Genomic DNA, 12,475 nt, shown 5'->3' with positions numbered 1-12,475 from the left:
TTTTCTCCTTAAAATGCATATTCCGCAAAGAGGCTAAGGTAAAATCCACTCACACTTGTCGAAACATCGGTATTTGAATCATAAAGGGCATCGGCTGAGCTCAACTGAAATTTTCCTTCGGAGGAAGAGTCATCCTTGTATAAGGCTTGATCCTTTTTGTAGGTTAAACCTAATAAACCAGTAAATTTTTGACTCACTTTGTAACTGCCCATGATTCCATATTGATTTGAAATGGAGGCTTTAAAATCTTTTCCATTTTTCGGCAGCTTGACAGCTTGTGTGGCAAAGTACCACTGCGCATTTACTTGAAACCCTAGCTTGGGAGTCAGGGAAAACCAGTACTCCATTCCCATTTGTGGACCCACCATCGAAACAATTTGATTGCTGGTCCCTTTGAACCCATTAATACTCCGGTTATTATTTTTAAAATAGGTAGTTATTTCATCAAGGTCGGCCATTGTCTGTGGTATTTCCTTATAGAATAAACCTGAATTAACTCTGAATTCATCGACATTTCGGATGGTTTTTCTATAAATAATGGTCCCCGATAAGGAATGGTAAATAAATGATCGTTGATAGGATTCATCTTTTAAAAAACCGCTGATATCCCAGTAGCCGTAGTAACCGACAGGAGTGTTTTCCTTAAACCAGCCATAGCCTAGTCGTCCCGTACCTCCAAAAACGTTGTATTTGGGATTTAAACCTTTATAGGATGAAGTATAGTTAACCAAACTCAGGAACCAACTTGCCGTTCCATAGTATCCATTGACACGATCTACAGATTTACGCAGAACATAGGTATATTCTGCTGATTCGGATCTGTCTCCGTGCTTTACTAAAAAAAGAAGCACGGCTTTGTCAGAATCGGGTCTGTACTTTCCTTTGGCTTTAAGTAAGATTCTATATTGTCCTCCAGGCCATTTATCATCAAAAACAATTTTGTTTCCTTGATAGGATTTTTCTAAAACCTTGAATTCCCATTTTTTATTTTTGGGATTGTATTTTTGTAATTCAACTTGATAACTGAGGGTGTTCGGAGAGTCTTGCCATTTAAGTTCTCTGACGAATTGATTTTCTGGTGTTTCAATCTTTGGTTTGTTGAGCTTTTGTCCATAGAGAATCAGATTTCCTGTTGTTTCGCTATCACTAGTAAGGCCAGAATTATCCAAAGCGGTGAGGCTCCATAAGTAATTGATGCCAATCGGAAGATTCACTTTTGTTTCTAAAGCATTAATTACTTCCTTGAAAAGAACTTGATTGGAATCACTATCGATGATGGTGAGTTGATAAAAATCAGCACCTAAAACATTCTCCCAAGAAAATGAGACGGTTTCAGATTCCTCATTATTGCTGGATGCCTCAAAGTGATCTTCCTTTGGTTCAATTATTTTTACTTTATCTAAAAGAACAGGGAATTCGACTTCTTCGCTCCACACACCTGGAACATTTCGGTTGTCAAGGGAACGTAAACTCATTTTGTATTTCCCTGGAGGAATAGAACCGTAATAAGTATTGGATTCAGTAAATTGAGAGGTGATGACGGGTTCTCCATTTTTATAATTGATAAATTTAACTTCGTACTTCGCGGCACCAGGAACGGGGTCCCATTCAAAAGATATGGTTTTTTTATAAACCCCTTCGGACTTGGCTATCAATGAGGATAATATGAGGAGAATGAAAATTCTGAGAGTCACATTCACTCCGAATTTTGCTTAATGTTTAAATTTTTCAGTTTGGGTGCGGACATCGTCGTAAATTTAGGCACTTCAAAATCGAAACTTTCACTGGAAGGCCCACGGCGGTTGTGTTGATCAATGGGTGTGATTTTTATTTGGTATTGTCCAGGAGTGAGCCCGGTACCGGATTTCCCTTTGTAATCAAGTAAGTTTTTATCAAGGACGAGCTTTTGATTTTCCGAATCAAGAGAGCTATTTAATTCAACCTCATACTCTTTGACGAGGCTTTGAAAATTCCATTTCAATTGTAAAATTCCATTTTCAAAAAACACCTTATTTGTTTTTGTATTTCGTTTATAATCTACATTGTTAAAAATGGGAGCCTTCGGCAATGGGAATTCATTGACTTCGATCTGTCTCGTGGGAAGTGTTCCCAATACAAGTCCATTTTTATCAAGAGCCTCAATAGATATTGAAAACTTTCCTGGAGAGCTGAGGTTGGATTTAAATGAGCTTAATTGAGTTCCCGTTGATGGAATTCTTTGCGTGATGATTTTCTCGTTTTCTGCGCCTAAAACTTGAATATTCCATGAGAGGATTTCCTCTTTCCTGGATTGAGTTTCCCAATTTAATTCAATATGGGGTTGATTGAGGTAAAATTGCTTTTCCGGAGTTTTGATCCAAGACAAGAGAGGTGGGGGCTTGGGAGGTTCCTTGATTGTTTTTTTAACAGTAAATTTTTGAATTTTTGTTTGAAAGGGAATATCTGAATCTGGATATTTTGTCGATAACCGCCAATAATAATCTCCTTCTTTAAGATCTTTGGCGGTGTACTCCTGAGTTTGACTGACATTGATATTTTTTAGTATCAAAAATTGAGGAAGCATTTGGGAATGCGTTCCTAGTTCCAAATGAACGCTTTTTGAAGACTCTGGTTTTTGCCATTGCAAAAGAACAGAAAGAGGCATGAGTTCATTTTCAAAGAGTTTATTATTTTCTGGAGCAAACAGGATGGCTGGGTACCGGCTTAAAATTTCTAGTTTATAAACATTGGAAGAATGGACCTTGGTTTTTGTTTTTGGGTCTTTCGAAACAAGTTGCCAGTAATGAGTCCCTAATTTTAAGAGTGTATTTACATGGTCTGTGTTTGCAGGGAGGATCTCTGTTTCCGTCAGTTCTTTTTTTGATTTTCCAGTTAACAATGTGATCTCATGATTTTTGGGAAAACCTCTCCATTTAAAAGTAACCGTCGAATCTCCTTCAGGATTAATGTAGTAAATCTGTGACATTTGATCCGAATCTTTTGTTAAATTCGGAGATAATATTTTAATTTCAATATTGTTTTGGGCGCCTTGATTTGTGAGAGTGACGGACTGGCCTTTATTTAGTTCTTTCATTTTTCCAGAGGAGTCGTTGAATTTGCCCTGGCCTTCAAGGATATTCACTTGGGCCTGTTGTCCTTTGCTTTTTGACAAAATAGATTTAGATCCATCCAGGACAAAGCGGTTCTTTTCAGATTTGAAAACAATTTCATTTTTTGTTTTTGCTTTGTTTTCAAGAGAATCACGTGTGGGTACATTTTCTTTTTTAGCATCAACAAAGAGAGACCCTTCCACTAAATCAAGTGAAATTTCATCCTTATTTTTTTGGATGACGATCGTAGACCCTGAATCTACAAGGATAGAACGTCCGTCAGTAAAGCTAATTTTCACTTCACTTTTATCAGAGGTTCGGATAGAGTCTCCATCGAAAAGGGTATCCCCATTGGAAATAGGAAGCCATTGGAGGCTTTGTGGGATTTTTTTTCTGGCATCTTCAGTGATATACGTTACTTGGGCAATTCTCTCTTTTTCAGAAACAGTGGTTCTTTTCTCTTGAGCTTGCAACCATAAAAATGTTGCTAGGAAACAACTTCCTGAAAGAAAAAATGCCCAAAATAGTCTTCGAATCATAGAACCCATTTAATTAATCCATTCAATTTATAAGATCGCAGGGATTTCTTCGGTTGAATGAAATAAAAAGATAAGGGCTTAGGACCTCTGGCCAGGTTCAAACAAAGTCGACACATTGCAATAATTATAAGCTAAAATTTTGTGAAAAATATTCTTACTTTTTTTTTGATTTTACAGCCCAAAGTATTAAGGCTATCTTCATGTTCCTGTTGTCTTAAAATTAAGTGCTTTCAGAAATGTTGTGAAAATGTTGTGTAAAAGTAAATGCTGTTTAAAAGTAGTAAAGGATGTTGAATGACTCTTCCCTCAATGAAAATTAAAAATTATGAAGTGAATGTGCCCATAATCCAAGGTGGTATGGGGATTGGATTGTCAAGCTACACCCTTGCGGGCGCCGTGGCTTTAGAAGGAGGGATGGGAGTCCTTTCGAGTGCTGGTTTAGATCGAATTGTTTCTAAGAGGCATAACAGAAAAATGAAGGCTCGCGAGGCCGCAGCTCAAGATGTCAGAGATGCTAAATTTCTTGGCAAAGGTGGAGCCATCGGCATGAACATCATGGTGGCGGTTATCAATCAGTATGAAGATTCTGTTTATGGAAGCATGGATGGCGGAGTGGATGCTATCATCAGCGGAGCGGGATTGCCCCTTCAGCTGCCTGAAATTGCTTTAAAACACCCACGAGCTAAAGACGTTTTGTTAATTCCTATTGTCTCTTCTGGCAGGGCTTTGGATATTATTTGTAAAAGGTGGAGCCGAGCAGGCCGTCTTCCTGATGCCGTAGTGGTGGAGGGGCCTTTAGCTGGTGGACATATTGCCTGGAGAAACGTGGAAGAGGCGTTGGATCCTTCGAATAAGTTAGAAAATTTATTAACAGACGTCTTTGCGGTGGCTAAAAAATGGGGAAATTTGCCCGTCATCGCAGCGGGTGGAGTTTACAGTCATGAAGACATAAAAATGTATTTAGATATGGGTTGTGCCGGCGTGCAAATGGGAACTCGTTTTCTAGCAACCTATGAATCCGGAGCCAATGAGAAATACAAGAAGCTGCTTGTGACTTCGACCGAAGATGATATTGAGCTGGCTTCAAAGCCAGGATCTCCCTGTGGGATGTTGTTTAGGGTCTTGAAACAATCACCATTTTATCAAGAGGCTTTAACGAGGGGCAGGGCTCCTAAGTGTGATAAAGGTTATTTATTAAATAAAGGGAATTGTCCTTCTAAATATGAAAATGAAAAAACCTTTTGTATTTGTAATGGGCTGCTGGCCTCAATTGAATTAAATGTGAATGAAAAGGAACTTTACACGGTTGGCAGCAAGGCCTATCTGATCGATAGAATCATGTCAGTGAAGGAACTTATGTACGAACTTCAAGGGAAAAAACTAGATAGCCATTTATTAGATTCAAATCATTCTGAGGTGCGTCCGCAGGATCCTAGTCCTTTGATCAAGGCCGGTTTTAATTTTAGCATGAATGGACTGGCTGAATTAAATTTTCAAACTATTTAATTAAAAATGAGTGCTAAAAACTATATCACTCCCCAGGGTTTTTCGCTTTTAAAAGCAGAGTATTTAGAGCTATTTCAAAAGGAAAGACCCAAGGTGGTAGAAACAGTTTCGTGGGCAGCTAGTAACGGCGATCGTTCTGAAAACGCCGATTACCTTTATGGAAAGAAGAGACTCCGAGAAATTGACAAAAGATTAAAGTTTTTGGGTGATCGCTTGGACAGCTCAGAAGTGGTGGACCCCAAAAAGATAACCTCCGATAAAATTGTTTTTGGAGCAACGGTTACCTATAGTGATGAAGACGGTAAGTTCTATCATTATCAAATCGTTGGCGAAGACGAGTTCGATGTGAAGGCGGGAAGAATATCATGGAAATCTCCCTTGGCCATGAGTTTGTTAGGTAAAAAAGTGGGCGATGAGGTCATCTTGAAAAAGCCTAAGGGAAATGAAGAAGTTTTTTACATCGAGAAGATTGAGTTTATGTGAATTTGTCTATTTTGCAGACAGGCCTTTTTAGACATGGAGATAACAAAATAATTTATCAAGATGTTCTTTAAAACAGACTAAAGGGCAGGTCTAGTTTTGCCGATATCGATGTATGAGATTTTCGCCAAGAAAACTAAGTTGGAAACTTTTTCAATTACTACCAGAAAAAATAAAAAGTGGAATTATTAGAAATTCCATTTCTATTGATGAATCTCAGCTCGAAGGCATAGAAATCAGGGTTGCAAGTAATAAAAATGAAATCAATCAGGCCTTTAAGTTACTCTATGAGTCCTATCTTGAAAATGGACTTATGGACAGTAAGGACCATGAACTTCGAGTTACAAAATACCACTGTTTACCGACAAGTATTATTATCGTTGCGGTTTATAATGAAGAAGTCATAGGGACAGTCACCCATGTGCTGGATAGTCAGTTAGGACTTCCTTCAGAGGGGGCTGTGGACATTTCCAGTTTTAGAAAAAGAGGGAAAAGAATTGCTGAGATTTCAGCCTTAGCTATAAAAAAGGAGTTTAGAAGGTCCCACTCCCTGGTGTTTTCATTAACTCGGTACATGTATCATTACGCGACACAATATGCGGGAGTTAATTATTGGATTATCGGGGTCAGATCAAATGTGGCCTCGTACTATCAGGCTCTATTTTTTTTTCATCGATTTAAAACTAAAAAAATTGCCCATGGTTTTGTTAATAACTCTCCTTCCTACTTCCTTTACGTAAATTTAGGCGAGCTTGAAAGTCTATTCTTTAAACACTATGCTTATAAAGAGGATTCAAAGAATCTATTTAAATTTTATAAACAACAGGACCTTAAGAAAATAGGAAACTTTGAACAATTTAAATTTAACCTTCCCTTCCACTATGGTTTTGAGAAAGATAGTCTGGAATTGTTTTTTCGTGAAAAGGAAAAAATTATCGAGTCCCTTGGCGAAAAAGAGAAGCTTGAGGTATTAAATGCCTACAAAGAAGTTTTTCCAAATTTCTTTAATCGAAATGAAACTGATATTTTGAAGCTTAAAAAAGCAAGAAACGGGGTCAGGTACGTGTCTAATTATGAAATTGAGATTTTAAGAGTAGATATTCCTGAGGGACAAAGATATTCTTTAGATTTCAAAGATTTAATTCATGGGCATATTTTAAATTTTTCGCGAACAGGAATCATGATTAAAACTAGCAGCAAAATGGCTCCCGATGAAAGTTACCTGGTTCGATTTGTAAGAGGCATGCCAATTAAAGATCTTATTGAAGTTCGAATTTTAAGAGATTTAAAAAATAATATTTATTCTGGGAAGCTCATCAATAATCAAAGATCCTGGATTCAGTTTATTAAAAATCTTGAATTGTCTATTCATAGTCAAAATTTCGATGATGAAAATCACGTGATAAAAAAAGCAGCCTAAAGGTAAGCCTAAGGAAAATGTCTATTTTATTATTACACAGGTCCTAATGACTAGATGGGTTGTTTTAAGAGCTAGGCAAAGGATTATTTAAAAGACATAATTTGAAAAATGGACAAGCTGATAGAACTTAAAAATGTTTCTAAAAAATACCTTTTAGGTGATGCCTCTATTGAAGCCTTAAAGAATATTAATCTGATAATTAAAAAAGGTGAATTCGCGGCGATCGTAGGGGCCTCTGGATCTGGAAAAAGCACTTTACTTAATATGATTGGAACTATTGATGAGCCAGATGAAGGAGAGATCCTTTTTCAAAATCAAAACATTGTCAACCTAGACGATGATCAGAAAGCCAAACTAAGAAATGAGAAAATAGGCTTCATTTTTCAAAGTTTTAATCTTATTCCCGTGTTGACCGTTTTGGAAAATGTTGAAATCCCCTTATTATTAAATACGAAAATGAAAGAAAAGGAACGTCGTGAGGCTGCTCAAAAATGCCTGATGGATGTTGGCTTGATAGATTTCATCCATTCATCTCCAAATAAATTGTCTGGCGGCCAAAGGCAAAGAGTGGCCATTGCGAGGGCCTTGGTAAATCATCCTGATTTCATCTTGGCTGATGAACCTACGGCTAATTTAGACTCTGTGACCACGGCGAGCGTTATTGATTTGATGATCAATTTAAATAAATTGAAAGGAGTTACCTTTCTATTTTCCACCCATGACGAAAAATTAATGAATAAAGTTTCTAGAATCATTCATATTAAAGATGGGCAGCTAATTTGATTTTTCTTAAATGGTCCTTTTTAAATCTGTATCGAAATAAACGAAGAAGCTGGACCACAGGGTTGGCTTTAGTCTTTGGGTTTACCGGGATGTTAGTTCTATCAGGTTATATCATGGCCGTTGATAGGGCCATTCGATCCCAAACTATTTATTTAAATCATCTTGGGAATTTTAGTATTTATAAAAAGGGAGCCGTTAAAGAATTGTATCGAGATCCTCAGAAATATTTGCTAAACAAACAGGACCAAGAATTAATTGCTAAAACTTTAAATGAATTTCAAAATAAAATAGAATTCGTTGCGCCGATTTTGTCCTCATTTGCGCTCTTGTCCTCGGGAGATAAAAATTTACCTTTGTTTATTCAGGCTTACCCTAAAGGATTTTCGGCCTATATTGCAAATCATAAAGAACTCAAAGAGAATATACCCACGCTGCAATCACAATTAACTGTTTCAGATGGGGTATCCTTGACTTCAAATTTATATAATATGTTGGGGCAGACATTTCCGCTTAAGGAAAAAATTGAAGTTCAAATTTTGGGTAAAACCCTTGATGGTTATTTCAATGGAATCACCGAGGAGTTAACAGGAAAACATTTAACGGGAATGGTTTTTTCCGAAGATATTAGCGCAAAGATGTCCCTCGAGAAACTGCAAGAGTTAATGGCCACCGACAAAGTAAATAATTTGGCGGTTTTTTTAAATGATGTGGATGAAACCCAAAGTTTAATAAAAACCATATTAAGCGAACTTCCTAAGGGGAAATATGAAATTTTTGCTTATGACTCTGATGAGATTGGTTTTTATTATACGGGAACCATGTCTTTTGTCATGAGCATAGGGATATTCTTTTATGTGTTGATTACCTTGGCCTCTGTTTTATCGATTATCAATACCCTCACGATGAGCATCAATGAAAGAACGAAGGAAATTGGGACGTTAAGAAGTATCGGATTTACAACCACCCATATTTCAAGACTGTTCACTCTTGAAGTTTTGGTTTTAACTATAGGGAGTATAGTTGTTTCAAGTATTTGTTATTTGATCGTTTCCAAGATAATTAACAGCTTAGAAATCCCTTTTGAGCCTGCGGGAAGTTCGAGTTATGTCTACTTTACAATTGTGACAAGTTTTAAAATTGCCATCATTCACGCAGGGGCCCTTATACTGATTACGTTTATAACTTCTTATCTTTCGTGTAAGAAAAAAATGAACTTTAAAATTGCTGAACTGTTAAATGAACAGGGGGTCTTTAAATGAAAATGATTTTAATTTTTTTGCTCAGTTTTTCTGGTCCCATAAGTCAAGCTGAGAATATTCTTACCTTGCTAAAAGATTCAGATCGATCAAGGGGAGGCGTCGGTCAAGGTATCACATGGATGGTCAACATAAAATCTTGGGAAAACGAAGTTCAAACAGAGCGAAATTTTAAAGTAAAAGCTAAAGATTCCAATGCCTATGTTGAAAGCGCTGACACAGGAAGGTTCAAAGGAGAAACATTTTTATTTAATGATCGCACTATTTGGTTTTTTAAGCCTTCACTCAAAAAACCAGTCTCTATTTCCGCCAGAGAAAGGCTATCTGGTCAGGCAGCTAATGGGGATATAGCAAGTACCAATTACTTTAAAGATTATAATCCCACTTTGATAAAAAAGGAAATGATTCAAGATGAAAGCGTTGTGGTTTTGCTTCTAAAAGCAAAGAATAAGTCAATGACCTATGATCAAATAAGATATTGGATTCGCGAAAAAGATAAATTAGGATTAAAAGCTGAATTTCTTACTTTAAGTGGAAAGGTATTTAAAATTGCCAGCTTTAAGTATAATAACTTTATTCTTGTTAAAAGTAAAAAAATTCCCTTTATTTCAGAAATGCTTATTCAGGATGCCAACAGGTTGGCAAATAAAAGTATCCTCACCTATGATAAACCAATTCTTGATGAAATTTCTGATAATATTTTTAATGTTAATAATTTGAATCGATGAAAATACTATTTAAATTAGCTTTTAAAAATATAGTGAATTATTCCAAGCAAAGTAAATCCACTTTGCTAAGTTTGGCTTCGGCCTTCATTTCCTTAGTGTTATTTCAAGGTTATATCGCGGACCTCGATTTGTTTTTACAAGAGACGCATTCACATAAAAGCATGTTCGGTGATTTTATTATTGAGCATAATTTAAGTTTAAGCTCGGCAGCTAAGAAAGAACCCTGGAAGTTTTATTTGCAAGAGCCCACTCAGAAAATGATTAAGGACATTATCAGCAAGTACCACACTGCGGATTGGCCTATTTGTTCGGTGCTAAGAATAAGTGGAATGATTCAAAAAAAATCTCAACAATTTTTGTTTATTGGTAACGGTTTTGATGTGGAGAATTGCCGAAGATTGCGCCTCCCTTATTGGGAAAAAGACACCTTATTTGGGAGGTCCTTGTATCAAAGTCCATTGCCAGATAAAGTTTTGTTGGGACAGACTTTAGCTAAAAACTTTGATTGTGAAAAAAAAGACAAAATCAGAAAACATATTGCTACCAGAAAAGGTTATGATAAAGAAATTCACGAATTCGAATGTCTTAATGGCGATGAATTTAACTTGTCAGTTCTGACTGTAAATAGTCAAATTAATTCCCTTGATTTTAATATTTTAGGAATCATCGATGGTGGATTTATAGAGTTAGATGCCAGAACGATTCAGTTATCCCTTGTAAAGGCTCAGGAGCTTTATGACACCAAAGGAGTTAGTTACTTAACATTTTTTAGTGAGAGTCTAAAGAACGATAAAAAATTGTTTAAACAAATCCAGGATGAGCTTCCCCCAGAGGTGAGAATTCTTTCTTGGAAGGACCACGAGGAGATTGGCGATTTTTATAAAAGAACGATGGGGTTGATGAAGATTTTCAAAACTTTCGTCATTATTATTGTTTTGCTCATTGTCTCTTTGAGCATCATGAATTCCCTTCTTAAAAGTATTAAAGAAAGAACCAAAGAAATTGGAACACTCAGAAGTCTTGGTTATACGAAAAGTTTAATTCGAAATATTTTCTATGTCGAAGTTGGTTTGCTAAGTTTATTTGGTTCTTTTGTGGGGGCAATTATTTCTCTGACGGCCACGCTCTTTATAAATAACCTAAATATTTCTTACAAGGCGGGTCAGTTTGTGGAGCCCAATTTGATGTCTCTAGCGATAGAGCCCATTAACTATATTGTTGTTTCTTTTTATATTTTAGTTTTATCTTTAGTGGGGTGTTTTTTTGTAGTAAAAGAAACCTTATCCAAAACTGTAGCAGAAAATTTAACCCATGCATAGAGCATGTTTGAAATGGCCTCGATTAAGATTTTTCAAATACCTCGTCATTTTTTTAGTTTTTTGTTTTAGTCATACAATCTCTGTCGGAGCACCTAAAAAAGGATTTCCTAAAAAACCTCCCTCTGAAATGAGGAGTCCCTGGAGTTCTCGCTGGGCCCTGGAATGGATCAATGGCTTGTTACTTCGTGAAGTTGCCGAATCTGATGTCAATCCAGACAATCAAGTTTTTAGCACCCCAAGGGGTCTGGCAAGAACAGATATTCGTGGAGATTTAAAACTTAATTATAAAAATGATTTTAGATTTGTTCTCAGACCAAGATTTCTAGGCACCAGTTCAGAAGTTTATTACCAAACTTCAGATAAAAAAATAAATAAGAGTGAGGGAAAATGGGATGTTAACGAAGCCTTTTTAGATTATGATGCGAGCTCTTTTTTAGCTTTCACAATGGGACTTCAAAACTTCCAATGGGGGCCTGCAGAGTCGTTAAGTCCTTCCAATATTCTTTTTCATTTTGAAAATGATCAGAAATCAGTGTTCTATCGTGCGAAGGGTAAAGTCCTAGTAAGATCCAACTTAACTCTTTTTGGAAATCATAGTTTGATTCTGATACATGAACCTGAAAGCAACAGAGAACCCTACTGGATTGCCAATCAAAATTTTGAAAAGAAAACTTTAATTAAATGGGAGTCTCGGCGTAAAAATGACTCCAATACTTATTTTGGTCTCACCTATGGGATTGAAGAAAGAAATAGGAATTTTTGGGGAGGGTACTTTAATTTCTTTTACAAGGATGCGTATTCATTCTATGCCGATTTTAAACAAAGCGATGGGTCCATTGCCTATTACCCCAAAGAAATTATTCCTGGACAATTTAGTTTGCAAGAAAATCCACTGAAAAGAAAAGAAGCCCAACATTTAGCTGTGATTGGATTTCGTGTGGAATCCAGGGGAGACCTTCGCGTTGAGTACTTAATGAATACCGCTGGATATGATCAAAATGAAATAGAAAATTTAGGAAAATCATTGGGGCCAACTCAAGTGTTCTACCTGAATAATCTTTCTTTGGCCTTAAGGCCCGGATTGGAATTGTATACCCAAAATTATCTTTACTTGAGTTACCGGTTACCAGATTTAGGGTCGCAAAAACAAGCAACTTTATTTTTGCGATATTTAAAAAGTTTTTTGGATAACTCAGGAACCTTCGAATTGAATTGGGAATCTCCGTTGAATAACTTTTTTAATTATTATGTCGAGCTTTCGGCTACGGATGGAAAAAGAAATAGTGAATTTCGGCTTTCTGAAAATGCCACTTTTTTTATAGGCGCAAAGTTCTCGCTCTAAAAAAAGTCCAAAG

At 36.4% G+C, this 12,475-nt stretch carries 10 protein-coding genes; 8 read left to right on the top strand and 2 right to left on the bottom strand.

Annotation, left to right across the window (positions count from 1 at the left end; all coding sequences use genetic code 11):
- Window positions 1-8: 8 nt before the first annotated feature.
- Both J0M15_12905 and J0M15_12900 read right to left on the bottom strand, forming a co-directional pair.
- Window positions 9-1,694: a hypothetical protein gene (locus J0M15_12905; GenBank protein ID MBN8537947.1), complete on the bottom strand. Its 1,686-nt coding sequence runs from the start codon at window positions 1,692-1,694 to the stop codon at window positions 9-11.
- 2 nt (window positions 1,695-1,696) lie between these two features.
- A complete protein-coding gene (locus tag J0M15_12900; protein ID MBN8537946.1) occupies window positions 1,697-3,628 on the bottom strand; it encodes a FecR domain-containing protein in 1,932 nt (643 codons plus the stop codon).
- A gap of 294 nt (window positions 3,629-3,922) precedes the next feature.
- Between J0M15_12900 and J0M15_12895 the strand changes: the two genes are divergently transcribed.
- The 8 genes from J0M15_12895 to J0M15_12860 all read left to right on the top strand — a co-directional run bounded on the left by J0M15_12895 (window position 3,923) and on the right by J0M15_12860 (window position 12,462).
- A complete protein-coding gene (locus J0M15_12895; protein MBN8537945.1) occupies window positions 3,923-5,134 on the top strand; it encodes a nitronate monooxygenase in 1,212 nt (403 codons plus the stop codon).
- 6 nt (window positions 5,135-5,140) lie between these two features.
- Window positions 5,141-5,617: a transcription elongation factor GreB gene (gene greB, locus J0M15_12890; protein MBN8537944.1), complete on the top strand. Its 477-nt coding sequence runs from the start codon at window positions 5,141-5,143 to the stop codon at window positions 5,615-5,617.
- A gap of 112 nt (window positions 5,618-5,729) precedes the next feature.
- Window positions 5,730-7,034, top strand: a complete 1,305-nt coding sequence (locus tag J0M15_12885) for a hypothetical protein (protein ID MBN8537943.1) — start codon at window positions 5,730-5,732, stop codon at window positions 7,032-7,034.
- A gap of 108 nt (window positions 7,035-7,142) precedes the next feature.
- Window positions 7,143-7,817: an ABC transporter ATP-binding protein gene (locus J0M15_12880; protein MBN8537942.1), complete on the top strand. Its 675-nt coding sequence runs from the start codon at window positions 7,143-7,145 to the stop codon at window positions 7,815-7,817.
- Window positions 7,818-7,906: 89 nt separating this feature from the next.
- On the top strand, window positions 7,907-9,076 hold the full coding sequence (locus J0M15_12875; protein ID MBN8537941.1) for an ABC transporter permease: 1,170 nt from the start codon (window positions 7,907-7,909) through the stop codon (window positions 9,074-9,076).
- Window positions 9,073-9,801, top strand: coding sequence for an outer membrane lipoprotein-sorting protein (locus J0M15_12870; protein MBN8537940.1), 729 nt, complete (start codon window positions 9,073-9,075; stop codon window positions 9,799-9,801). Before J0M15_12875 ends, J0M15_12870 begins: the two co-directional genes overlap by 4 nt.
- Window positions 9,798-11,120, top strand: coding sequence for an ABC transporter permease (locus tag J0M15_12865; GenBank protein MBN8537939.1), 1,323 nt, complete (start codon window positions 9,798-9,800; stop codon window positions 11,118-11,120). The genes J0M15_12870 and J0M15_12865 overlap by 4 nt, the downstream gene beginning before the upstream one ends.
- 7 nt (window positions 11,121-11,127) lie before the next feature.
- Window positions 11,128-12,462, top strand: a complete 1,335-nt coding sequence (locus tag J0M15_12860; protein ID MBN8537938.1) for a hypothetical protein — start codon at window positions 11,128-11,130, stop codon at window positions 12,460-12,462.
- The last annotated feature ends 13 nt before the right edge of the window (window positions 12,463-12,475 follow it).

This window comes from Deltaproteobacteria bacterium, assembly GCA_017302835.1.
GTDB lineage: Bacteria > Bdellovibrionota > Bdellovibrionia > Bdellovibrionales > Bdellovibrionaceae > UBA2316.
Note: the sequence above shows the minus strand (reverse complement) of the source record. Positions and strands in the feature narration are given on the sequence as shown.